This window comes from Synechococcus sp. CBW1002 (assembly GCF_015840915.1).
GTDB lineage: Bacteria > Cyanobacteriota > Cyanobacteriia > PCC-6307 > Cyanobiaceae > CBW1002.
Map to the genome: position 1 here is coordinate 381,024 of NZ_CP060398.1, position 25,019 is coordinate 406,042.

15 protein-coding genes, 1 tRNA gene and 1 pseudogene are annotated in these 25,019 nt (G+C 59.7%); 11 read left to right on the forward strand and 6 right to left on the reverse strand.

Annotation, left to right across the window (positions count from 1 at the left end; translation table 11 throughout):
• The first annotated feature begins 292 nt into the window (after nucleotides 1-292).
• Nucleotides 293-952: a transposase gene (locus tag H8F24_RS18980; protein WP_231598354.1), complete on the forward strand. Its 660-nt coding sequence runs from the start codon at nucleotides 293-295 to the stop codon at nucleotides 950-952.
• On the opposite strand, the pseudogene H8F24_RS18985 reads toward H8F24_RS18980, so the two are convergent.
• The 3 genes and pseudogenes from H8F24_RS18985 to H8F24_RS01825 form a co-directional block, all read right to left on the reverse strand.
• Nucleotides 933-1,676, reverse strand: a pseudogene (locus tag H8F24_RS18985) (IS3 family transposase); the annotation flags it as partial. The gene H8F24_RS18980 and the pseudogene H8F24_RS18985 sit on opposite strands and share 20 nt — an antisense overlap.
• A gap of 10 nt (nucleotides 1,677-1,686) precedes the next feature.
• Nucleotides 1,687-1,974, reverse strand: a complete 288-nt coding sequence (locus H8F24_RS18990) for a transposase (protein WP_231597691.1) — start codon at nucleotides 1,972-1,974, stop codon at nucleotides 1,687-1,689.
• A gap of 310 nt (nucleotides 1,975-2,284) precedes the next feature.
• The gene (locus H8F24_RS01825; RefSeq protein ID WP_197170693.1) at nucleotides 2,285-2,941 is read right to left on the reverse strand and encodes a M48 family metalloprotease; all 657 of its coding nucleotides are present in this window, start codon (nucleotides 2,939-2,941) and stop codon (nucleotides 2,285-2,287) included.
• Between the two features lie 259 nt (nucleotides 2,942-3,200).
• On the opposite strand from H8F24_RS01825, the gene H8F24_RS01830 reads away from it, so the two are divergent.
• Nucleotides 3,201-4,751, forward strand: a complete 1,551-nt coding sequence (locus tag H8F24_RS01830) for an IS5 family transposase (RefSeq protein ID WP_197155761.1) — start codon at nucleotides 3,201-3,203, stop codon at nucleotides 4,749-4,751.
• Nucleotides 4,752-5,182: 431 nt separating this feature from the next.
• Here H8F24_RS01830 and H8F24_RS01835 read toward each other — a convergent pair whose 3' ends face one another.
• Nucleotides 5,183-6,676, reverse strand: a complete 1,494-nt coding sequence (locus H8F24_RS01835) for an IS66 family transposase (RefSeq protein ID WP_197154297.1) — start codon at nucleotides 6,674-6,676, stop codon at nucleotides 5,183-5,185.
• A gap of 357 nt (nucleotides 6,677-7,033) precedes the next feature.
• Here H8F24_RS01835 and H8F24_RS18995 point away from each other — a divergent pair, with 357 nt between their 5' ends.
• A complete protein-coding gene (locus H8F24_RS18995) occupies nucleotides 7,034-7,321 on the forward strand; it encodes a transposase (protein ID WP_231597691.1) in 288 nt (95 codons plus the stop codon).
• Nucleotides 7,322-7,370: 49 nt separating this feature from the next.
• A complete protein-coding gene (locus H8F24_RS01840; protein WP_231598221.1) occupies nucleotides 7,371-8,204 on the forward strand; it encodes an IS3 family transposase in 834 nt (277 codons plus the stop codon).
• A 422-nt stretch (nucleotides 8,205-8,626) separates the two neighbouring features.
• On the opposite strand, the gene H8F24_RS01845 is transcribed toward H8F24_RS01840, so the two are convergent.
• Nucleotides 8,627-9,724 carry a hypothetical protein gene (locus H8F24_RS01845; protein ID WP_197170695.1) on the reverse strand — a complete coding sequence of 366 codons (1,098 nt, stop codon included), beginning with the start codon at nucleotides 9,722-9,724 and terminating at the stop codon, nucleotides 8,627-8,629.
• A gap of 272 nt (nucleotides 9,725-9,996) precedes the next feature.
• Between H8F24_RS01845 and H8F24_RS01850 the strand changes: the two genes are divergently transcribed.
• Together H8F24_RS01850 and H8F24_RS01855 are read left to right on the forward strand one after the other, a co-directional pair.
• Nucleotides 9,997-10,070: transfer RNA gene (locus H8F24_RS01850), tRNA-Pro, on the forward strand.
• Nucleotides 10,071-11,316: 1,246 nt separating this feature from the next.
• Nucleotides 11,317-11,904, forward strand: a complete 588-nt coding sequence (locus H8F24_RS01855; protein ID WP_197170697.1) for a tyrosine-type recombinase/integrase — start codon at nucleotides 11,317-11,319, stop codon at nucleotides 11,902-11,904.
• Between the two features lie 138 nt (nucleotides 11,905-12,042).
• On the opposite strand, the gene H8F24_RS01860 is transcribed toward H8F24_RS01855, so the two are convergent.
• On the reverse strand, nucleotides 12,043-15,198 hold the full coding sequence (locus H8F24_RS01860) for an AAA family ATPase (RefSeq protein ID WP_197170699.1): 3,156 nt from the start codon (nucleotides 15,196-15,198) through the stop codon (nucleotides 12,043-12,045).
• Between the two features lie 438 nt (nucleotides 15,199-15,636).
• On the opposite strand from H8F24_RS01860, the gene H8F24_RS01865 reads away from it, so the two are divergent.
• The 5 genes from H8F24_RS01865 to H8F24_RS01885 all read left to right on the forward strand — a co-directional run bounded on the left by H8F24_RS01865 (nucleotide 15,637) and on the right by H8F24_RS01885 (nucleotide 24,900).
• Complete coding sequence (locus H8F24_RS01865; protein WP_197155761.1) at nucleotides 15,637-17,187, forward strand: IS5 family transposase; 1,551 nt, start codon at nucleotides 15,637-15,639, stop codon at nucleotides 17,185-17,187.
• A 546-nt stretch (nucleotides 17,188-17,733) separates the two neighbouring features.
• Complete coding sequence (locus tag H8F24_RS01870) at nucleotides 17,734-19,509, forward strand: class I SAM-dependent DNA methyltransferase (RefSeq protein WP_231598028.1); 1,776 nt, start codon at nucleotides 17,734-17,736, stop codon at nucleotides 19,507-19,509.
• A complete protein-coding gene (locus tag H8F24_RS01875) occupies nucleotides 19,506-20,846 on the forward strand; it encodes a restriction endonuclease subunit S (protein ID WP_197170701.1) in 1,341 nt (446 codons plus the stop codon). The genes H8F24_RS01870 and H8F24_RS01875 overlap by 4 nt, the downstream gene beginning before the upstream one ends.
• The gene (locus H8F24_RS01880) at nucleotides 20,843-21,781 is read left to right on the forward strand and encodes a DUF4268 domain-containing protein (protein WP_197170703.1); all 939 of its coding nucleotides are present in this window, start codon (nucleotides 20,843-20,845) and stop codon (nucleotides 21,779-21,781) included. The genes H8F24_RS01875 and H8F24_RS01880 overlap by 4 nt, the downstream gene beginning before the upstream one ends.
• Nucleotides 21,778-24,900 carry a type I restriction endonuclease subunit R gene (locus H8F24_RS01885; protein ID WP_197170705.1) on the forward strand — a complete coding sequence of 1,041 codons (3,123 nt, stop codon included), beginning with the start codon at nucleotides 21,778-21,780 and terminating at the stop codon, nucleotides 24,898-24,900. The genes H8F24_RS01880 and H8F24_RS01885 overlap by 4 nt, the downstream gene beginning before the upstream one ends.
• Nucleotides 24,901-25,019 lie beyond the last annotated feature (119 nt).

Sequence of the window (25,019 nt, forward strand, 5' to 3'; positions counted from 1 at the left end):
GCAGCGACAGGAGGAATCCGAGGAAGCCAGGGCCAGAGCGGCGGCTGCGCACGAGGTCGACACACCAGAGACAGAGCAGGCCAAGCTGAACAAGAAGGCAGAAACAGCAGCGGTCAAAGCCAAAGAGGCGAGGGAGAAGGCACTCGAGGCCGCAGAGATCGCTGGTGTGGAACCACCGGATCAGGAGCCTCTGGCGTCTGACGCGATGCCCAGGCGCGGCCTGCCCCGGAAGGCCGACGGCACACCCACCAGCAGGACCCAACGGAATTTCACAGATCCCGACAGCCATCTCATGCAGTCAGGCGGCACCTACCTGCAGGGCTACAACTGCCAGCTGGCGGTCGACAGTGACCACCAGGTGATCGTGGCGGTGGGCGTAAGCAACCAGCCCCCAGACGTGGGACATCTGGAGCCGATGTTGGAGCGCCTTGCCGCCAGCGCCGGTGCATTGCCGGATGTGATGACGATGGATGCGCGCTACTGGAGCGAAGACAACGCAGGTCACTGTGAGGACCCTGGCATTGACGCCTACATCGCCACCGGCCGGCTCCCCCACGGTCAGCCGCTACCGCCGAAACGCGGGCCGATGCCCAAGGATGCCGACGCCAAGGCCCGCATGGTCCGAAAGATCAGAAGCAAGAAGGGCTCCAGGATCTACGCCCAGCGCAAGGCGATCGTGGAGCCGGTGAACGGCCAGATCAAGCAAGCCAGGGGCCTGCGGCGCTTTTTGCTGCGGGGTCTGAAGAAGGTCGATGGTGAATGGCATCTGATCGCTGCCACACACAACCTGAGGTGGGTGCCTTTTATTGGACAGTTCCGGCCCCTGACATCGTTAACCCAGGACGGGTGGAACATGGTTCGGCCTCAGTGTAGACCGCGTGGGGAGTTTTGCCTCCAAGGGAACTGTGAGGTCTTACATGGCAATACCGCCACAGGAAGCGGGCCAGGCTGATTTCAGCGTCCCAGCCATCGCTGTATGCCCGTAGGTAGACCTCCTCGTACTTGACAGTCCTCCACAGCCGTTCAACAAGGATGTTGTCGTAGCACCGCTTTCTGCCGGACCAGCTGATCTGGATCCGCTCCCCTTTGAGTCTGGCCACAAAGTCAGCGGACGTGAACTGACAGCCTTGATCGGAGTGGAAGATCTCTGGCCTACGGCCGCCTCCCAAGGCCATCTCCAGGGCCTCCAGACAGAACTTCGTGTCAAGGCTGTTGGAGAGCCTCCAGCTGAGCACATGCCTGGAATGGAGATCCATGATCGCCACCAGATAGAGGAACCCTTTCTGCAGAGGGATGTAGGTGATGTCGGTCGCCCAGACCTGATCCACCGACGTGACCTGCGTGAGGTCCACCAGGCAGGGGAACCGCACGGACGGATCACCTGGAACCGTCGTCCGGGGCTTCTGGTAGATCGCCCGTAATCCCATGCGCCGCATGAGGTTTCGCACTCGATCTCGGCTGATCGGGATACCATCTTGGGCCAGATAGTCCACCATCCGGCGGCTGCCGCTGCAGGGATCCTCCAGGTAGAGAGCATCGATCCTGGCCATGATCCGCAGCGTCGATACACGGACCGGTGTCGGCCGGTAGTACAGCGTGGATCGAGGCAGCCCCAGCAGCGCACACTGCCTGCTGATGCTGAGCTCGGGGTGGTCGTGATCGACCAGCTTGCGCAGTTCACGGGCATCAGAGCAGTTGAGACTTTTTTTTGAGCCACTCCAGCTCCATCTGCAGCCGTCCGATCTGCTGGAACAGCTCCGCCTCCTTGGCCTGCCCCTCCTCCTTGTCCTTGGTCTTCTTGCCTCGGGTGAAGAGCTCGCTGGCACCGTCCAGGAGCTGCCGCTTCCACTGGCTCACCTGGATCGGGTGGATGGCGTGGTCGGCGGCGATCTCCTGGATCGTCTTGCGGCCACTGATCGCCTCCATGGCGACCCTGGCCTTGAACTCGGGGCTGTGGGTGCGGCGCTTGCTCATCGGTGGGAGCCCCTTTCAGGGGCGGTACCCCGCCTCAGAGGTTAACGATGGGGCCTGTCCAGAAAAGCCAGACCACCTCAACCTGCTCAAGTTGTTCCGGTTCAGGCGATCACAGCAGCTGGCGCTGGCGGCAACGACGGGATGAGGGGCAACGGCCTTGGCAAGCACGGCCAGGGCTGACTCAAACCCGCCTGAATGAAGCTGCTCAGCAGAAGAACAGTGCCGCTGGAGTTCACCTCAGCCACGGTTCGTCGTGGCCGGGGGGCCGCTGCTCTATTGGCAACAAACTCCTAGAAAGGTCGATGTAGATTCAGTTGCCCAGGAGGGCTTCAACAGAGGAAGACTTCTCGTTTTTTCCTGCTTTCAACCCTGGCGTACCAGGTGGTGAAACCCTAACGACTTGCGTTGATTGATCATAAACATAGGGAAGCAATGGAAGCGTTGCTTGCTGCATCCTGTATCGGTTTCGGATTGCCGGAGGCAGTTCTCGGATCGCCGCTTCAAGTTTCATGCGTCTCTCTCCTTCGCCTGGATGCGTAGAAGTTGCTGAAGTGCTTTTGTCATTCGTGTTTCTGTGAATGACATTCATTACATCCAGGCATGACTCCGGATTTATCCCGGCTTTTGCGATGTAATCAACTGCTACTGCGTCAGCTTCAAGCTCCTGATCCCTGGAAAAGCCCATTAGCTCAAGGCGGTACTCGTTTAAGTATTGGTCTATGTCTTTCTTGGTTCTCTTGACATATGATGCCCCAAGACCATTGAGTCCCTCCATCGCGGCCAAAGAGCGAGGTGCGTTGCTTTGCAGGGTTGAATAGTTGGCAGAAATATATCTCGCATACTCATTGGCTCCCATTGAGGATTCCGTCTGGAGAGACAGAGCAAGGTACTGATTGTTCATCGCTGCCTGATTCGCAAGTGAATAGTTTCCCATTCCTATATTAAGACCCGAGCTGAATGCATTCAATCCCATCGCGATCGCAGCCCAAGTCTGAGCACTTCGCTGAGCCGCATGAGCGTTTTTCACTGCACTCGTGATCTTCGCAGACGCCAAAGCATCGAGTTCTGAGCCCTTTGTGGAGATCTTCTTGGGATGGTCTAAGTTTACATGGGGACTCCTGAAAAATCCAGATCCATTGCGCCGCAGCTGGTCTCAAGCATGAGAAACCGCTAAAGTGGCCGTGAATCAGGCAATCCGTGATTGCCTTTACTCCTGATCGTTCCATATGTACCGGAGGCACAATAACGGTCAGATCTCAATCAAGGAGTTCCACCTGCCATTTGGCGGCACACTTGATCCCGAGAATCGCTGGGTTCAACTGGAGGGGCTGATCCCATGGGATGAGCTGGAAGAAACCTATGCCCCTCAATTCAGCGCCACAATTGGCGCTCCAGCCAAATCAGTGAGAATGGCCTTTGGTGCTCTCTACATCAAACAGAAGTTAGGGCTCACCGACGAAGAGACAGTCCATCAGATCAGAGAGAACGCCTATATTCAGTTCTTTCTCGGCTTTGCGGGCTACACAGCTAAGGCACCGTTTGATGCCTCGATGATGGTGCACTTTCGCAAGCGTTTTTCTGACGAGGATCTGCGCCGTATCAACGAGCTGGTGGTGCAGCGCGGCAAAGAGATCCTTCTGGAAGCACTTGCTCAGGCAGCAGACGATGACGACCATGATGATCGTGATTCCAGTGGAGGAGGCGCTCAGCTAGAACTTGATGCGTTGATCAAGCCTGCTGACTGGCCAGAAGGAAAGAATTGGGGCACTCTCACGATTGATGCCAGTTGCACTCCAGCCGACATCACCTATCCCAGAGACCTCAAGCTCCTCAACGAGGCTCGCACAACGACCGAGCGAGTCATTGATGATCTGTGCAGTCAGTCATCGGGATTCAGGAGACATCGACCTCGCTACGACCGTGGCCTTGCTCGTGCTCATTTCCTGAGAGTGGCGAAGCAAAAACGACCACGTCGCCGCAAAGTGAAGGCTGCCATTAAACATCAGCTTGGCTATGTGCGGCAGAATCTCAAGGCCATTGATGCTCTGATCGGCTGCGGGGCAAGGCTTTCCGAGCTTAAGAGGCATTGGTGGCAGAAGTTGTTGGCCTGCAGCGAGTTGGAGCGGCAACAGGGCCTTCTGCTCGCCTCTCAGACCAACAGCATTCCAGACCGCCTGGTGAATCTTGTGCAGACCCATATCCGCCCAATGGTGCGAGGCAAAGCACGTGCTGCGGTGGAGTTTGGAGCCAAAATCAGTGTTTCGGTTCAAAACGGCTTTCCGTTCTTGCACCGCATAAGCTGGAACCCCTACAACGAAGGAGAAGACCTTATCGCTCAGGCGGAAAAATACAAGCTGGATACAGGATCTTACCCAGAGCGAATCTGCGCCGACCGGATTTATATCACGGCCAAGAATAGGCATTTCTGCACGAGGAACGGTATTCGCCTCTCCGGCAAGCGATTGGGTCGCCCGCCCAAGGATCCTGATGTCACCACTGCACACAAGCACCAGCTCCGATCTGATCAAGCTCGACGCAATGAAGTGGAAGGCGTCTTTGGCTCTGGAAAGCGCAAGTATTCCCTGGATCTGATCATGGCTCGTCTACCAGCTGGTGCCGAATCCTCCATCTCGATGGCCTTTGTCGTGATGTGCGCGGAAAAGGTCTTGAGGCTGCTGCGCCTCTTTTTTGTCCTTCTTTTTGGGTGGATCTACAGCTTTTTTATGGCCTGGTCAGCGATCAGAGCGCCTGAGGGCATCTGCAAGCCATGCTTTTGAGATCTGGCCGACTTGATGTCACCGCGCTTGCCAGCCTGATTAACGCGAAGCAAACGGACGAATCCGGCGCCGATGGGCCGAGAATCTTTTTCAGGAGTCCCTACATGAGCTAGCTCATGAGCCACTACACATGCTGCGGCTGCTGGCTTGTCGCTCGTACCCGTTCAGGAGTCGGGACAGCTCGCAACGAACATCGGGCTTGCTGAACCCTTGACGGTGGCTTGATTCCTGGTTGCATCTCAGTAAGAGACTCCTTGCGATGACCACCCCACCGGCCGGGATTTCAGAAGCCGATTGGGCCGCCACCCCGGTGGGAGTGAAGGCTGGATTTCTGTATCCGTTCAGGGGCCGTGACGCAGCCGCGCAGCATTCACCGCCCTTGATCGCTGATCACCAAGCGACCACAGACACCACGATCGATGACGGCCGGCTCAGGGATTCGGCAACAGCGATGGCATCTCACCGCCACGATGATGGGCGATCAAGGCCTGCTCCAGGAACTGCCAGATATCACGGCCCTGTTGCCGCAGGCTGGTGGTGACCGTGAGCAACCTGCTGCGGCAGATTGCACCCTGGCGGGATTGGACGCCATGGCTGATCTTGCGCTGAATCACCGAATGGCGCAGGGCACGCTCGGCTGCGTTGTTGGTGGGCTCGATCCCTTCAATCTCCAGGAAGGTCCAGAGGCCATCGCTCACTTGCAGCAACTGATGGCAGGTACGCACCGTCTTGGCCCACGGCGTTCGCTCGCCGCGCTGGCAGCCCAGCTCCACAACCCGCTGCAGCGTGCCCACAAACGCCTGGCGGATCGGCCGACAGCCCTGCTGCAACGTGGACCAGTCGATCGTTCCGTCTTTGTAGCGGTGCCACTGGGCAAACAGCTGCTGCTGCAGGCCCAGCAGCTCCGCTCCAATCTCACCGCTGGCGCCCTGACGGTCAGCGATGGCAGTGAGATCGCGGATCACGTGCGCCCAGCACAGCTGGCGCTGCTCCAGCGGGAGATGGTTGTAGGCGGAGAAGCGATCGCTCACCACAATTCCGCCAAAGGCATTCCCGAGCAGGTCGATCGCGGCGGCAGCCGAGCGGCTCAGGCTCTGCAAGAACACTGTCACCCCCATGGCGGTCACCATGACCCACTCCCAGCCGCGCCGGCCATCGGGGTTGCCCCCATCGGCATTACCGGTGGGGGCACCGGTTTCATCGACATAGACCACCGACTGCTGACGGGCAAACGCAAGGGCCTCCTGCATGGGCTGCTCCAGTGCTGCACTCAAGCGCTGGCGGATAGTGGCCATCGCTCCCCGGCTGATCTGTACCCCCAGCAGCTGATCCAGCAGCGCCTGGGTCTTGCTGAAACTCAACGGGAAGGCACTACCCAGCAGACCCACCAGAGCACTGAGCCGGGGACCGTAATGGCTTACTTCCACCTCCGCCGGTAACGAGGCACAGGTGCTGGTGGAACAGCAGGGGCAGACCAGGCGGTGCAGCCGGTGCTCGATCACCAGAGGCGTGATCGGTGGAATCTCGATCACCTGGTGCCTCAAGGGCTCGGGATCCTGACCCTGTAGCAACGTGCCGCAGCGGCGGCAGGCCTGGGGGTGGTGCTCGACCACCTCATCCACCCGCTCGATCGGCAGCAGCTCCGGCCCAGATCCGGGATGGCCCGGCTGGCCGCCGCGCTTGCGGCCACTGCCCTTGCGTCGTTCGGGCGGCCTAAACCCCTGGCCATCACTGGAGGGAGGCTTGGAAGAATTGCGGGAGCTGCGGCCGATCCGCTCGCGCAGATGGGCCAGTTCGGTCGCCAGGGCGGTGAGCTGGACGCGGAGCTGCACCATCTCCTCCTGTTGAGCCAGAATGAACTCCCTGGCACCAGCTGGCCACGACAACCAGTCCACCTCGGAAATGCCAGCAGGAGGGGCGCCCATCTCAAGCAGTCTCTGCCTGAGATGCAAACGGGAATCAGGACGCCGTCAAGGGTTCAGCAGAGACGATGTTCGCCGCGTGCTGTCCCGACCCCTGAATGCTTACAAGTCACCGCGGGAAGACGCGCACGGTTACCGCGAGGAGAACGGCGTTCAGATCCTGGCAACCCTCAGGAGCTGGCCGACCGTCCACGCCCGGTCGGCCAGTGCTGCGATTCGGATGAACACTGAGCGATTCGGGGCTTACCAGAAACGGTGGTTAGGCAGCTTTTCTGCTCTTTGAGGTGGTCTGGCTTTTCTGGACAGGCCCCATCGTTAACCTCTGAGGCGGGGTACCGCCCCTGAAAGGGGCTCCCACCGATGAGCAAGCGCCGCACCCACAGCCCCGAGTTCAAGGCCAGGGTCGCCATGGAGGCGATCAGTGGCCGCAAGACGATCCAGGAGATCGCCGCCGACCACGCCATCCACCCGATCCAGGTGAGCCAGTGGAAGCGGCAGCTCCTGGACGGTGCCAGCGAGCTCTTCACCCGAGGCAAGAAGACCAAGGACAAGGAGGAGGGGCAGGCCAAGGAGGCGGAGCTGTTCCAGCAGATCGGACGGCTGCAGATGGAGCTGGAGTGGCTCAAAAAAAAGTCTCAACTGCTCTGATGCCCGTGAACTGCGCAAGCTGGTCGATCACGACCACCCCGAGCTCAGCATCAGCAGGCAGTGTGCGCTGCTGGGGCTGCCTCGATCCACGCTGTACTACCGGCCGACACCGGTCCGTGTATCGACGCTGCGGATCATGGCCAGGATCGATGCTCTCTACCTGGAGGATCCCTGCAGCGGCAGCCGCCGGATGGTGGACTATCTGGCCCAAGATGGTATCCCGATCAGCCGAGATCGAGTGCGAAACCTCATGCGGCGCATGGGATTACGGGCGATCTACCAGAAGCCCCGGACGACGGTTCCAGGTGATCCGTCCGTGCGGTTCCCCTGCCTGGTGGACCTCACGCAGGTCACGTCGGTGGATCAGGTCTGGGCGACCGACATCACCTACATCCCTCTGCAGAAAGGGTTCCTCTATCTGGTGGCGATCATGGATCTCCATTCCAGGCATGTGCTCAGCTGGAGGCTCTCCAACAGCCTTGACACGAAGTTCTGTCTGGAGGCCCTGGAGATGGCCTTGGGAGGCGGCCGTAGGCCAGAGATCTTCCACTCCGATCAAGGCTGTCAGTTCACGTCCGCTGACTTTGTGGCCAGACTCAAAGGGGAGCGGATCCAGATCAGCTGGTCCGGCAGAAAGCGGTGCTACGACAACATCCTTGTTGAACGGCTGTGGAGGACTGTCAAGTACGAGGAGGTCTACCTACGGGCATACAGCGATGGCTGGGACGCTGAAATCAGCCTGGCCCGCTTCCTGTGGCGGTATTGCCATGTAAGACCTCACAGTTCCCTTGGAGGCAAAACTCCCCACGCGGTCTACACTGAGGCCGAACCATGTTCCACCCGTCCTGGGTTAACGATGTCAGGGGCCGGAACTGTCCAATAAAAGGCACCCACCTCACTTCCCCACCCCTTCAACTCGGGTCCAACGAGCCTGCGCTTCTCTGATCTGGTCGGGCGCCCACAAGACTCGACCAGTTTTGCCTGGCGTCGTCTTAATGAAATGAACACCAGCCTTTAGCAATCCAAGCTGACGAAGCCTGTAGAGCGAAGCACGTGAGATGCCAACTTCAACAGCGGCCTTCTCTGCACTTACCCAAGGCCCCGCATGTACTGCGGTAGTCATGAGATCAGCATGTAGAGATTGACAGCCTTCTGGAGTTAGCGGTGTTGCGCCGCTTCGGCTGCGGCACTCTGCCTCACGCAGAGCCAATAGGCGATTGCCTTACACCAGATCCCTGCCGAGGAGGTGCTGATGCGTCCGCCAGGAAGGTCGTCTGGCGTGTTTTGAATCTACACGGGCTTGCCTCAATCTGTCAACCGTCGGTAATTGAGACCCCTATTGATTGCAGCATCGATAGTCTCTTGATCACTCCAAGTGCCATAGACCGATTGATGTGTATTGACAGAGTGCCCCATCAATGCAGCAGCGATCCTCGGGCTTAATCCATAGCTTTGATGCGCCCTTAGTGCATAGCCGTGTCGGAATCCATACACAGTGCAACCTGTGCGCGCAAGGAGCTGCCAAGACTCCTGTCGCATGAGGTAGCGCCTGGCTGCTTCTGCCACGCCTCCTCCAAAAGGCGGCAGCGCCTCACCAGCCACCAATCGGTCGCGCAAGGACCACTCCTGCTCCCACTCGGGATGGAGAGCCCTGAGCGGCCGGGGCTTGGTGACCCCTCCCCCGCTGCGCTTCTGGTAGTCACACCACAACTGCCCATCAGGCCGAGGCCGCAGATGTAGCAGCTCCACTGGCCGTAGCCCGTAGGCAGCGATCAGCCGCAGTGCGTAGCTCCATCGCTGGCCAGCCGCATCAATGGGAAGAGCCTCCAGTAGACACAGAATCTGCTCATCCGAGATCGGCACTGCCACTTCCTTGCTCGACAGGGCTTCTCCGACGAACCGGCTCAGGCTGCTAGGTGGTGTCCACCGCTCGGGCGGCAAGAGATCCTCGTCACAGGCCCAGCGGAGCATTGCCGCAACGTGCTGGATTGCGATCTGGCGGCGGCGGGCGCCTGCAGGCCACTTCTCCCCAAGCGTGCAGAGCAACTCCTTGGCGTTGGTCGACCCTTCGACCACCTGAGACAACCGCTTCTCGGTCTGCTTGTAGTCCTTGGCCCAGGTGGTGGGTTTGATTCGCCCGCTGCGGACTTTGTCTTCACCGAAGCGAGACCAAATCCCCATGAGGTCTGGGGTCCCTGCTGGGGGGGCGGGAGCCGCCTTCTGGGTGCCGGTAAAGGGAGCAGCGGCCTCGACCAGCGAAGACCCTGCTGCAACCTGCTCCACGATCCGCTCTACGGCCGCTTGGATCTCCCGAGCCTGGGCCGGAACCCACGCATACGGCAGCACCACGGAGCGGCGGCTTCCATCAGCGAAGCGGACGAACAGCTTCGCCTTGTCCCTCATGGGGCTGACGCTCCAGGCCCGACCCACGGAGGAGAGGAGGTTGGCCCGCAACCCCCGCACCCACAGAGCGGAGGCCGCTTCCTGCTGGGATGCCATGAGCGCTGAGAGCTGTGAGAGCTGAGTGAGAGCTGAGGGGAGCCTAATCGGGATAAACGGCGACAAGCTGCGACAAGTGGTCAGCCAATGGCATCCCAATGGCCAAAAGCCATGCAGTGCCTAATCTCAGGCCACATCAGGCGTGGTGGGCCACCACCGCGTAAGGTGGTGGCCGACGGGGCGTGGCGCAGCTTGGTAGCGCGGGTGCTTTGGGAGCACTAGGTCGCAGGTTCGAATCCTGTCGCCCCGACTGAAATCCCACCGATTGCCCCCTTTCCAGGTTGGACAGGGGTTGGACAGAGAGGCTTGGCGGCCTCGGCAGGATCTGCATTACTGGGTCCCAGTGCCCAAGCCTGGTCGGCCTGAGCAAGTCGTCCGAGGGCCGATTGACAGACTCCTCAGCCCCACCCCACCCCTGAGAGAAGGGTCCGCTCTCGGGGGGAATGCTCTGACCCCTCTGCTCGAGCCCCTGGTCGGCCCCAGGAGCGCCTGGAACGGCCTTCAGATGGCCTGCACGGGTCTTCCCCGGGACGGGGTTGGGGCATGGGGGCCAGCCTGGGCCGGCTAAGCCCGCAGTAGACCCGCCAGGCCCGCCCGCCTGGCCCCCGAGGGCGGGGCGACGGACCATGCACCGTGCGGACGATCAGCGGCTCACTCCCTCGCACGGATCCGCCTCCCCTCCCCTCTCCACACCAGCAAGCGCGAGCGAGCGCGCGTGGCGATTTACGGCCTCGGGGGGCAACCAAAAGCCATCCTCCTTATTGAGAATGGTTATCATTAACCAATGATGCTCGGCATGGCCGGCTCCCCGCCGCTCTGCCCGTGGAAGAAATCGGAAATTCCAGGAAGATCAATGGCTAGATGCGGTCACGGAACGGTGTACCCCACTGTCCTGGCGGCAGCCATTTCCGACCTCGAGGGGATGGCGGCCGTTTGCGGATACGAGCAACCTCGCTGGCTCACGATCACACCGTTTTGCGAGCTTGTAGGCGTACCACGCCAAACGATGATTGGTCGCCTGTCTTCCTGGTACGCCCACTGCAACAGGAGTGGCTACAAGCCTTGGACCGATCCTCTGGTATGTCCGATTTACCGGCGTGGTTCACTTCCTGGTCTGCCGCGCCGAGGTCGCCCGCCTGGATGTTGGCTGCTTGATGCAACCCGAGAACGGGCGATTTGGATACATCTGAGGAACTTCAGTCGATGGAGTGATCAGGAGCGAAGGCGTAAGTGTCTTCGCGACCTCGGGGGACTGCACCAGAAGCAGCTGTGACTTGTTTGTGTTGACGAGCAGGTGCTTGGCAGGGGTGACTTTGCCGCAGATAAAGGCAACAGATTCGACCCGGGAAGACTGAGAGCTCGGGATTCTCAATAGAGGTCATAGCTGAGAATCAAGAAGGGGACGGCTGGCGCCTGCTGGAAGCCGGGTGTCGAGATCGGCTGCGCACATTGGGAGGTTGTCCTATCATGATAAAAGACAACTCCCGAGAGCGGCGATGCCGAAAACCTGCGGCTCCGGTCAGGCCCGAGTGCTCTCGCCGGAGGAGCTGGATCAGCTCATGCAAGTGGCGCCCAACCCCGAGCACCGAGCCCTGTGGAGCGTGATGCGATTCACCGGCAGTCGCACGACCGAGACGCTGAGACTGCACTGGGGAGCGATCCATAGCGACCGGATCGTGTTCGCAGCCGCCACCACCAAGACCCGCCGCACTCGCGAGCCTCTGATCGCACCTCGCTTGGGGGAGGAGTTGGAGCAGTTCCGGCGTCACTGGGAGGAGCGCCACCGGCGCCCAGCCCGCAACGGGTCGCTGCTCTTCCTCAGTCCTGGGAGCGAGAACCAACCCATGACCCGCCAAGCGGCCGACAAGGCCCTGCGGCGGGCTGTGGCGGCCCTTGGACCGGACTTCCCGTCAGGGGTGTCGCTGCACAGCTTCCGGCGAAGCCTGGCCACGACGATGGCGCAGCGTGGCGCGAGCTTGAGAACCGTTCAGCGATTCACGGGGCACGCCAGTCTTGGTCAGCTTCAGAACTACATCGACGTGGCTGAGGCCGACGAAGAGGCGGCGCTGCGGCTTCTGGACTGAGTTTCACGAGACTTGATTCGTGAAGGGTTGTTGACAAAGCAAAGGGGGTGGAGGGAGGCAGGGGAGGCCAGGAGCCCCCCCCCTTCCCCGATCAGTGAGACAGGGGCTCTAGCTGCACGGGGTGACCATCACCATCCATCAAGCCACCATTCCCAACCCTTCCCTGTGTGGGAACGGTGTTGGCCGACATGCCTCCGGTTCGAGGCCCGAGAAGGCTCTGACGTTCTCGGAGTGGAAGGCCATTATTTGAGCCTCCAGGTCCAACAGTTCCTGGATCTCTGGGTCCAGCTCCTCCGTCTCCTCCCGCTGCTCAGCCCTCGCGTGCGCGTGTAAAGAGAGAGGGGGCTGATTTGACCGAAAATCCCCCGAGCCCGAATCCCTTGCGCCGGAAGGAGTTTCAGCGATCTCAGGGGCCTCTGATTTTCGGTCACTTCCGAAATCTTCCACCAGTTTTTGGTCGTTCGGTATCAGCCCGATACCGTTTTGTCCACCAGAACTGACTGCTCCGACCCCCTGTGACCGAAAATCATCGACCATTTTTGTATCGTCATGATACGAAACTCCCTCCTGTGACCGAAATTCCGAGGGGTCGTTCGGTATCACTGCGATACCAGATTCTCCAGAACTGGTGGAAGATTTCGGAAGCCCAGGGGATAGTCCCATCGTTTCCGAAGTGAGACTTCCAGGCCCTTCTGATTTTCGGTCACGCCCCGTTTCAGAGGCTCCGTTTTCAGCCCCGTGACCGAAAATACCCGCTTCTGAGATCCCTTGCGCTGCAGGGGGTTTGGACCCCTCCCCATCGGTCGAAGGGCATTTTCGGTCATCTTCTCTCTCTGACTCGTTTCCGCCCTCGGGGGGCCTCCCTCCTCCCCAGAGCTGATCGATCAGCTCATCCGTCACCGGAGCGTTGACCCCGGTCGGATCGACCCCTTTCCAGCGGTAGAGCGGCGCCGGCCGACCTCGACCTCCGGTCTCCCTCATCCCGCAGACCTCTGTGGTCGCGGCTGCCACCTCCCGCTTCAACCAGCGCTTGATCGTGCTCAGGCTCACCGGCTTGTACTCAGGGTTCCCGATCCCCAGCACCAGGCCATCGACCTTGGCCTTCACCTCATCCGCCGTCAGCGGCCCGTCTTCCTTGAGCACCTTCCGCACCATGGACGGCCCGGTCATGTCCCCGGTGCCTTGCCGGCGCTCAACCAGCGGCGCCAGATCCTCGATCGTGATGCACTCCTCCAGGGACTCCCGCACGATGAACCTGGCCCCATCCCGCATGCCGCGAGACTTGCCGATCTGGAGGATCTTGCTTCCCGCAGGGAAGTCGCCCTGCTCCTCCTCGGGGATCGTCATCAACTCCCAGGTGTCATCCACTGCGTTCCGCAGCACGTCAGTGCCACGGAAGGTCGTCCCGTCCTTCCGGTTGTGGTGGATCCAGAGGAAGCACGTCGGCGGAAACAGCCGCCCGTTGTGCCGGCTCATGTCGTAGACGGTCCTCGCGTACTCCTGGTCGTTCTCCCCATGAGCGGCGTTGTTGCTCACCGACGACAGCGAGTCGATGATCACCAGCTTCGGCTGGTGCTCGTTCAGCAGATCAATCAGCTCGAGCTGCTGGTCAATCTCCCAGTCCCAGGCCACCTTCATCCAGTGGTGATCGACGCCTTTGACATCGATCCCCTGCTGCTTCAGGTAGTCGATGTACTGGGCCGACGACATGTCAGCACCGAGCAGCAGCACCTTCCCCGTGCTCGTCGGGGTGAAGTCCGAGCCCCGGATCCGTGTCGACTGACCCTGCCCGATCGTCCTGGCCAGGGCCAGCGCGACTTTGGTCTTCCCGAGACCGCCACGGGCGTGGAGCATGATCGAGCTGCCGGTCCTGACGAAATCAGGGATGAGGTAGTCGGCCTCCTTGATGGCCGCAAGCTGCTCGATCGTCTGGACTTCTGCGGCGGGGGTCAGCTCCCCGGTGTAGTACCTGCGGTAGCTGTCGTAGATGTCAGTACCGCTTTTGAAGAGGTAGAAAGCGCTCAGCTGGGCTTCAGCCCACATCAACATGCGGGCTTTCTCTTTGTTGGTGTTCTTCTTGTCGATCTGCCTACACTTCTTATACAGCTCGTCCAAGTCCTCTGGAGTAGGCACCTTATTGGCTACACGTTGCGTCGGCAGGACATCATCTGGATACGTAAACCCCAATTTTCCTGCAATTTCAGCGACGTACCCCTCTAGCGTCGGCCCTGTCGGATTCTCCGCATACGGGTCGTTGGTCCTTGCCGCATGCACGAACTTCAGCACGTCGCCGCCGTTCCCACAGGCGTGACAGCACCACACCCCCGAGGACGGTGACACCTGGAACGCAGTCCCTGACTCCGATTTGTGCCAGGGGCATCCCGACATCCACTGCTCACTGGCCCCTGGTCGATCGATCCAGCCGTACTCGTCAAAGACCGGGTGCTTGAAGATCAGGTCCTTCAGCTTCGGCCGCAGCAGGGCCTGGACCTCCTCCTTGAAGAACCAGCCCCGGATCTGCGGCGGGGGAACAGCCGTGTCGCCGTGCGTCTCGTTGAGCTGCTTCTGGTCGTCGCTGTTCAGCCAGGTGACCGGCTTGCAGTGCGGCAGCAGCAGGTCGATCAGCCAGCGCGGTGCGTCGGCGGGCCGCCCCTCGTTGTAGCTCAGCCAGGTGTAGGGCCTGTAGTTGTTGCCAGGGTGAGGGCTTCCCGGCAACACCGACTGGCAGCCATTGAACCGCAGCACCACTTCCTCGTAGGCCGGCTGATCGTCAACCCGCTTGGTCCTGTTCTTGTCGCCGGTCCCCAGCTCCCATTCCCCGGTCTCCCGCAGGATCAAGGTTTTGAAGTCCCGCAGTTGCGGCACCAGCGCGGCTGGGACCTTCCAGAGGATCTGCCGCCGGCCCCGCTTGCCTGATGTCCAGGCCATCGTGGTCTCCCGGCCCCGCTTCTCGTAGTTCTCCTCGCCGATCGCGGCTTTGAGCCGAGCCGCCGCTGTCAGCCCGTCGATGTCCAGGGCGATCAGGCCGCCGCTGGCTTCGCCTGTGATCACCCCGAGACCGCGATACCGGTGGTCCTTGTCGTACTCCTGCATCAGTTGAGTGAGCGAAAGTCGGCTCTTCGACCAACCTTTGAGGTAGGTCGCTTTTCCATCGACGGGAATGCACGACCAGTCAGGAGGGAGCACCCCGGCTTTGAGCTGCTGCATAGCAGTACCAGTGGGCTTTTGGGGTACGGAAGTGTTGTCACTGGAAGAATCACCATTGCCTTCAATCGGGGATTCGTTGCTGGTCATTACGTGAGTCGGGGGAAGCTGGCGACAAAATCCAAGTCATCAAGTCAGCTGAATGTTGCCATTCAACTGATAGGCGTAGACACCTCATAGATCCCCTGCGCCAGTGGAACAAGGACCTAGGCGATGTGGCCCGCTGCTTGATTCGTGTCGCGGTTACTCGTCATTTTGGCGGAAATCTTGGCAGATATTGCTAGCGAAGATGTACAGTCTATGCTCGATAGTTGTTGCTAGCATCAAAATGCATGAGGGTGTAGACAGCAAAGACGCCTATGGCTTATCAGTTGATCGCCGCTCGGATGCATGTCAATTCCACTCTCTATTGAGGGACTCCTGAAAAATCCAGATCCATTGCGCCGCAGCTGGTCTCAAGCATGAGAAACCGCTAAAGTGGCCGTGAATCAGGCAATCCGTGATTGCCTTTACTCCTGATCGTTCCATATGTACCGGAGGCACAATAACGGTCAGATCTCAATCAAGGAGTTCCACCTGCCATTTGGCGGCACACTTGATCCCGAGAATCGCTGGGTTCAACTGGAGGGGCTGATCCCATGGGATGAGCTGGAAGAAACCTATGCCCCTCAATTCAGCGCCACAATTGGCGCTCCAGCCAAATCAGTGAGAATGGCCTTTGGTGCTCTCTACATCAAACAGAAGTTAGGGCTCACCGACGAAGAGACAGTCCATCAGATCAGAGAGAACGCCTATATTCAGTTCTTTCTCGGCTTTGCGGGCTACACAGCTAAGGCACCGTTTGATGCCTCGATGATGGTGCACTTTCGCAAGCGTTTTTCTGACGAGGATCTGCGCCGTATCAACGAGCTGGTGGTGCAGCGCGGCAAAGAGATCCTTCTGGAAGCACTTGCTCAGGCAGCAGACGATGACGACCATGATGATCGTGATTCCAGTGGAGGAGGCGCTCAGCTAGAACTTGATGCGTTGATCAAGCCTGCTGACTGGCCAGAAGGAAAGAATTGGGGCACTCTCACGATTGATGCCAGTTGCACTCCAGCCGACATCACCTATCCCAGAGACCTCAAGCTCCTCAACGAGGCTCGCACAACGACCGAGCGAGTCATTGATGATCTGTGCAGTCAGTCATCGGGATTCAGGAGACATCGACCTCGCTACGACCGTGGCCTTGCTCGTGCTCATTTCCTGAGAGTGGCGAAGCAAAAACGACCACGTCGCCGCAAAGTGAAGGCTGCCATTAAACATCAGCTTGGCTATGTGCGGCAGAATCTCAAGGCCATTGATGCTCTGATCGGCTGCGGGGCAAGGCTTTCCGAGCTTAAGAGGCATTGGTGGCAGAAGTTGTTGGCCTGCAGCGAGTTGGAGCGGCAACAGGGCCTTCTGCTCGCCTCTCAGACCAACAGCATTCCAGACCGCCTGGTGAATCTTGTGCAGACCCATATCCGCCCAATGGTGCGAGGCAAAGCACGTGCTGCGGTGGAGTTTGGAGCCAAAATCAGTGTTTCGGTTCAAAACGGCTTTCCGTTCTTGCACCGCATAAGCTGGAACCCCTACAACGAAGGAGAAGACCTTATCGCTCAGGCGGAAAAATACAAGCTGGATACAGGATCTTACCCAGAGCGAATCTGCGCCGACCGGATTTATATCACGGCCAAGAATAGGCATTTCTGCACGAGGAACGGTATTCGCCTCTCCGGCAAGCGATTGGGTCGCCCGCCCAAGGATCCTGATGTCACCACTGCACACAAGCACCAGCTCCGATCTGATCAAGCTCGACGCAATGAAGTGGAAGGCGTCTTTGGCTCTGGAAAGCGCAAGTATTCCCTGGATCTGATCATGGCTCGTCTACCAGCTGGTGCCGAATCCTCCATCTCGATGGCCTTTGTCGTGATGTGCGCGGAAAAGGTCTTGAGGCTGCTGCGCCTCTTTTTTGTCCTTCTTTTTGGGTGGATCTACAGCTTTTTTATGGCCTGGTCAGCGATCAGAGCGCCTGAGGGCATCTGCAAGCCATGCTTTTGAGATCTGGCCGACTTGATGTCACCGCGCTTGCCAGCCTGATTAACGCGAAGCAAACGGACGAATCCGGCGCCGATGGGCCGAGAATCTTTTTCAGGAGTCCCTATTGAGCATTGGGCCTTCAGATGGCGCGGGAGGCATTACATCGACACCCCTCAAGTTCGCTACAAACCAAAAGACACGATCCTGAGAAGACATCAGACCGTTCTTGCTCATGCAGTCACACCCACGGCATGCTGTCTCTGACCTCCCACTGCCATGCACGCCAGTCCATCCCCCGCCCTGGGCGCCTCCCCCGAGCCCGATCCCCTGCAAGAGGAGTTCTTGGGTGCCCTGGAAGCCCTGGGCGGCTCAGCCGGCAACGGCAGGCTCCAGGAGCTCCTTGGTTGGGAGGAAGGCACCTATGACGCAGTGCGAGCGGCTCTGGTGGCGACTGGGATGATCGTCCCTGGACGCGGCAGAGGAGGCTCAGTGGCTCTCGTCACCGGCAACCCGACGCCAGCCGGGAGAGCATCCGATCTCAGCCGATCCCTCCAGAAGCGCTCAAGCGTGACAATCGCCGCCCCCCTCGGCCCCCAGCCCACCGGCAAGCAGAACCTCTCGACCTTCCTCTGGTCGGTCGCAGACTTACTCCGGGGCGACTACAAGCGAAGTGACTACGGCAAGGTGATCCTGCCGTTCACGGTGCTGCGCCGGCTGGACTGCGTGCTCGAGCCCACCAAGGCGGCTGTGCTTGAGGAGAAGACCCTGCGGGAGGGCCAGGGCCTAGACCCTGAACCCTTCCTGCTGCGCAAGGCAGGTCAGAACTTCTATAACACCTCGCCATGGGCCATGAAGCGGCTTATGGGTGACCAGGACAACATCGGCGAGAACCTGCGGGCCTACATCCAGGAGTTCACCCCAGCGGTGCGGGACATCTTCGAGAGCTTTGAGTTCCACCTGCAGGTGGACCGTCTTGAGAAGGCAGGGCTTCTGTACATGGTGACTGAGAAGTTCGCCCGGATCGACCTACACCCAGACAAGGTCAGCAACGCGGAAATGGGGCTCGTCTATGAAGAGCTGATCCGAAAGCATGCTGAAGAATCTAACGAGACCGCCGGGGAGCACTTCACCCCAAGGGAGGTGATCCGGCTGATGGTGAACCTGATCTTCATCGAAGACGATGAGGCACTGACCCAGCCCGGCATCGTCCGCAGCCTCTATGACCCAGCTGCTGGCACCGGCGGGATGCTCAGCGTGGCGGAGGAGCACCTCACGGGCCACAACCCCACAGCGCGGCTGGTGCTGTCCGGTCAAGAGCTGAACCCCGAGAGCTACGCCATCTGCAAGGCGGACATGCTGATCAAAGGGCAGGACATCAACAAGATCTGCTTCGGCAACACGCTCTCAGACGACCAGCTGCCTGAAGCGAGGTACGACTACATGCTCTCCAATCCGCCGTTCGGGGTGGAGTGGAAGAAGATCCAGAAGGAGATCGAGCGAGAAGCGAAGCTGATGGGCTTCAGCGGTCGCTTTGGGCCGGGGCTGCCCAGGGTGAGTGATGGCTCGCTGCTGTTCCTTATGCACCTGATCAGCAAGATGCGGCCTGCTTTGGAGGGCGGTAGCCGCTTCGGCATCGTCCTCAACGGTTCACCTCTGTTCACCGGTGGGGCGGGCTCTGGGGAAAGCGAGATCCGCCGGTATGTGCTGGAGAACGACCTGGTGGAGGCGATCATCGCCCTGCCCACGGACATGTTCTACAACACGGGCATCAGCACCTACATCTGGATCCTGACCAACCGCAAACCGGAGGCACGCAAGGGAAAGGTGCAGCTGATTGATGCCAGCAGCTACTGGCAGAAGATGCGCAAGAGCCTGGGAAGCAAGCGCAAGGAGCTGAGCCCCGAGCACATCGAAGAGATCACCCAGCTGTTCGGCGCGTTCGAGGAGGCCGAGAAGGACGGCAAGCCGATCAGCAAGATCTTCCCGAACGAAGCCTTTGGCTACCGCACGATCACGGTGGAGCGCCCCCTGCGCGATGAAGCGGGCCAGGTGGTGCTGGGCCAGCGGGGTAAGGCCAAGGGCAAGCCCCAGGCGGACAGCAGCCTGCGCGACACCGAGAACGTGCCTCTCAGCGAAGACGTGGAGACCTACTTCGAACGGGAGGTGTTGCCGCATGTGCCCGATGCCTGGATCGACCATGACAAGACCAAGGTGGGCTACGAGATCCCCTTCAACCGCCACTTCTATGTGTTTACTCCCCCGAGACCGCTGGATGTGATCGACGCAGAGCTGAAGCAGGTGACAGATCGGATCCTGGAGATGATCGGAGGGCTGACGGCGTGAGCTTTCCGAGGTATCCGAAATACAAGGAGAGTGGCGTGGAGTGGCTGGGGGAGGTGCCGGAAGATTGGGGAACCAGTCGAGTCAGATGGCTCTGCAACCGATACGCAGGCGGAACACCTGATAAGACCCGGGTGGAGTACTGGGAGAATGGCACCATCCCATGGCTGAACTCAGGTGCCGTCAATGACCACCGAATTACAGAACCGTCTGCTCTGATTACAGAGGAGGCATTCGCTAACAGCAGTGCGAAGTGGATTCCACCTGGAGCAATCCTTATTGCGCTTGCAGGGCAGGGAAAGACCAAGGGGATGGTTGCTCAACTTGCATTCATGGCCACATGTAACCAGTCGATGGCAGCTTTGGTCCCAGGATCCCGCATCGATTCAAGATTTCTCTACTGGTGGTTGGATTCAAACTATCAGAATATCCGAAATATGGCAGGAGGAGACCTGCGCGATGGTCTAAACCTGGAACTGATTGGCAATATTCAGTGCCCTTTGCCAGCGCCAACAGAGCAAGCCACTATCTCAGCGTTTCTCGACCACGAAACCGCCAAGATCGACGCCCTGATCGCCGAGCAGCAGCGGCTGATCGAGCTGCTTCAGGAGAAGCGCCAGGCCGTCATCTCCCATGCCGTCACCAAGGGGCTGAATCCTGATGCGCCGATGAAGGACTCAGGGGTGGAGTGGCTGGGGGAGGTGCCGGAGCATTGGCAGGTGAAGAAACTAAAGCACGTCAGCCCACAAGTAACCGTAGGTATCGTCGTCGAGCCATCTAAGTATTATGTTGACGATGGTGTCCCTGCACTACGCTCTCTCAATGTCAAGCAAGGAGAGATAATTCTAGAGAACTTGGTCTATATTTCAGTAGACGCTAATGAGCTTCATATGAAATCCAAGTTATACTCTGGTGACCTGGTAGCGGTTCGTACGGGGCAGCCAGGCACAACTGCAGTCATCGGACCAAGTCTTGATGGCTGCAACTGTATTGACTTAATCATAATTCGCAGGCCAGTCCTTGCTAGCAGTGAATTTCTCTCTTGGTATTTGGCTTCTGATTCTGCCAAGGTGCAGTTTTCCTCAGGTTCCGGAGGAGCAATCCAGCAACACTTTAACGTGGCTACCGCTGCCAATCTGGTAATCCCAGTCCCTCCGAAGGAAGAACAAGTAGATATCATTCGGGTCATAGATTTGCGAGCTGCACAACTTGACCTGCTTGGTGGCCAGGCGCTACAAGCTGTTGACCTTCTCCAAGAACGCCGCTCCGCCCTAATCTCCGCCGCCGTCACCGGCCAGATTGATGTGCGAGGAATGGTTCCTATGGAGGCAGCAGCATGACCAGCGGAATCGGAAAACTCAAGCGGGTGCCCCTTCGTGAGGTCTGGAAGCATGAGGCTTACGACTTCACCCAGTGGCTGCAGGAAAATATCGACATCCTCAACGACTCCCTTGACCTGAACCTCGTCACAGCAGACCGAGAGCAGGCAGCAGGATCGTTCAGCATTGATCTCGTTGCCGAAGACGAAGATGGCACCACCTACGTGATCGAGAACCAGCTTGAAAAGAGCAATCACGACCACCTCGGCAAACTGATCACCTACCTAACCGCAAGGAGTGCACGAGGGGGGATCTGGATTGTTTCTGAACCTCGGCCCGAGCATGTTGCTGCCATGGCTTGGCTTAATGAGTCTCCCAGTGCAGATTTCTATTTGGTAAAAGTCGAGGCTGTACGGATTGGGGATTCGCCTGCTGCTCCTCTACTTACGTTGATTGTTGGCCCATCGGCAGAGGCCAAGGAGTCTGGGCGAGTCAAGCAGGAGCAGGCTGAGCGATACGACATACGTAAGCGGTGGTGGACTGCCTTGGTTGCGCATCCAGGCGCGAAGCTCCACTCCCACATCACCCCAGGCTCCTACTCCTGGCTTGGCGTCTCTTCTGGTGTTCGTGGTCTAAACCTGAATTACGTGGTGACCCAATCAGAGTGTGGGGCCGAGTTGTACATCGACAGAGGCAAGGATGCTGAGGAAGAAAACACACGTATTTTTGATCAGCTGCAAGCTTTTCAGGCTCAGATTGATGGTGCCATCAGCTTTACAGTCAGCTGGCAGCGCCTTGACAGCCGTCGAGCTTGTCGCGTCAGGATTGATCTGCCTGGCGGCTACCGGTCGCCCGAGGAGGAGTGGCATTCCATCCAAGGAAAGCTTGTCGAGGCAATGCAACAGTTGGAACAGGCACTTAGGCCCGTTCTCAAGACACTCACGCTGGGCCAATGAGCCTCCACCACGAGAACGCCTTCGAGGTCGAGATCTGCGACCACCTCGGCAGCCACGGCTGGCTCTACACCGAGGGCGATGCCGCTCACTACGACCGCAAGCTCGCGCTCTATCCCCCAGACCTGATCGCCTGGGTGCAGCAGGCCCAGCCCGATGCCTGGGAGACGCTGCAGAAGAACCATGGCTCCAAGGCCGCAGGCACCCTGCTGCAGCGGGTGCGCAGCCAGCTGGATCTGATCGGCACCCTCGATGTGCTCCGCAATGGCGTCGAGCTCCTGGGATTGAGCAAAGCCCTCAAGCTGGCGGAGTTCAAGCCCGCTTTGGGCCTCAACCCCGAGATCCTGGCCCGCTACCAGGCCAACCGGCTGCGGGTGGTGCGGCAAGTCCGCTACTCGCTGCACAACGAGAACAGCATCGACCTGGTGCTGTTTCTAAATGGCCTGCCTGTCGCCACGGTCGAACTCAAGACAGACAACACCCAGTCCATCGAGGACGCCGTCTACCAGTACAAGAAGGACCGCAATCCAAAGCCGCCAGGCCAGACGCCCGAACCCCTGCTCACCTTCCCCAGCGGCGCCTTGGTGCACTTCGCTGTCAGCAACCGCGAAGTCCGCATGACGACCAGGCTGGCGGGCTTCGGCACGAACTTCCTCCCCTTCAACCGTGGGTCAGAACCCGGCGGCAAGAACTGCGGTGCCGGCAACCCCCTCACCGATGGCCACCGCACCGCCTACCTCTGGGAGGAGGTCTGGCAGCGGGAAAGCTGGCTGGAGATCCTCGGTCGCTACTGCATCGCGGAGCGCAACAAGAAAAAGCAGATCTCTCGGGTTTTGTTCCCCCGCTATCACCAGCTGGTCGTCACCCGCATGCTCCAGGAGGCGGTGCTGGCTGAAGGCCCCGGCCAGAAGTACCTGGTGCAGCACTCCGCCGGGTCCGGCAAGACCAACTCGATCGCCTGGACCGCCCACTTCTTCTCCGAGCTGCACGACGCCAACGACCAGAAGGTCTTCGACTCGGTGCTAGTGGTCAGCGACCGCAATGTGATCGACACCCAGCTGCAGGAGGCCCTGGAGTCGTTCGAGCGCAAGAAAGGGGTCGTCGCTTCCGTCACCAGTGAGGACGGGAGCAAAAGCACCCAGCTCGCCGAAGCCCTCAGCGGCGACAAAAAGGTGGTGGTCTGCACCATCCAGACCTTCCCCTATGCCCTGCAGGCCGTGCGAGATCTGGCCGCCACAGGTGGGAAGCGCTTTGCGGTCATCGCCGATGAGGCCCACAGCTCCCAGACCGGAGAAGCGGCCACCAAGCTCAAGCAGGTGCTCTCCGCCGCAGAGGTCGCCGATCTCGAGGACGGCGGTGAGGTCTCGATCGATGACGTGCTGGCGGCTCAGATGGCCGCTCGGGCCAAGGAGAGCGGCATCACCTACGTGGCCTTCACCGCCACGCCCAAGGCCAAAACATTGGAGCTGTTCGGCAGACGCCCCAACCCCAGCGAGCCTGCTGGGGACGGCAACCTGCCGGAGCCGTTCCACGTTTATTCGATGCGGCAGGCGATCGAGGAGGGCTTCATCCTCGACGTCTTGCAGAACTACACCAGCTACAAGCTGGCTTTCCAGCTGGCCCAGCAGGGGCAGGCCATCTCCAACGAGGAGGTGGAACGCAGCGCGGCCCTCAAGAAGCTGATGATCTGGGTCAAGCTTCACCCCCACAACATCGCCCAAAGGGTTCAACTGATCGTTGAGCACTTCCGTGAGTACGTCTGGCCGCTGCTGGAGGGCAAGGCGAAGGCCATGGTGGTGGTCGGCAGCCGCAAAGAAGCGGTGCGCTGGAAGCTGGCGATCGACAAGTACATCACCGAGAAGGGCTACCCCATTGGCACTCTGGTGGCCTTCAGCGGGGAGGTCACAGACCCCGAGAGCGGCCCTGATCGATTCACAGAGCGCAGCCAGGCCCTCAACCCCGGGCTCAAGAGCGACATCCGCGAAGCCTTCAAGGGGGAGGATTACCAGATCCTGCTGGTGGCGAACAAGTTTCAGACCGGCTTCGATCAGCCCCTGCTCTGTGGCATGTACATCGACCGGCGGCTGGCAGGGCTCCAGGCCGTGCAGACCCTCTCCCGCCTCAACCGCTGCTACCCCGGCAAGGAAACCACCTTCGTGGTCGACTTCGTCAATGACCCCAACGACATCCTGGAGGCGTTCAAGACTTACTACTCCACTGCCGAGCTGGCCTCTGCGACAGACCCGAACCTGATCCTTGACCTCAAGACCAAGCTCGACGCCCAGGGCCACTACGACGAGTTCGAGATCGAGCGGGTCGTCAAGGTGCTGCTGGATCCAGCCAGTAAGCAGAGCCAGCTGCAGGGCGCCCTCGAGCCTGTGGCCCAGCGGTTGATGAATGCCTACAAGGAGGCGCGCTTGGCGTTCAAGCAGGCTGAGGAGATCAACGATGCCGATGGCCTCAAGGCCGCCAAGGACGAGCTGGCCGCACTGGCCCTGTTCCGCAGTGACATGGGGACCTACGTCCGCCTCTACACCTTCCTCTCCCAGATCTTCGACTACGCCAACACGGGCCTGGAGAAACGGGCGATGTTCTACAAGCGGCTGCTGCCGCTGCTGGAGTTCGAACGGGAGGTGAACACGGTCGATCTCTCCAAGGTGGTGCTCACCCACCACCACCTACGCAGCCTCGGTCAGAAGACGCTCGACCCGCAGCAAGGGGAAGCCGTGCCCATTCCCGGCATTGCACCCGGTGGCGGGTCGGTGCAGGACAAGCAGAAGGCCCTGCTCTCCGAGATCATCGCCAAGCTCAATGATCTCTTCACTGGTGACCTGAGCGACGACGACAAGGTCATTTACGTGGGCACCGTGATTCGGAGCAAGCTGATGGAATCAGAGACCCTCCAGCAGCAGGCGGTCAGCAACAGCAAAGAGCAGTTCGCCAGTTCGCCGGATCTTGCGAAGGCACACACAGACGCGATCATCGAAGCGCTCGATGCTCATCAGATCATGAGCACCCAGGCTCTCAATAACCCTGATCTGCAGCGGCGAATGCTGGAGCTGCTGCTGGGTAGCTTTGGGCTATGGGAGGGACTGAGGGAGAAGGGGACGACAAAGGCCTGAGGTGAACACCCTGACAATTCTCTACTAGAAGTTGAGACGTGATGAGCATGAACGAAGACCGAGCATCCGAGGACGATCGCATCAGGCAAGAAGGCTTTGATACCCCCAGGATCAAATCA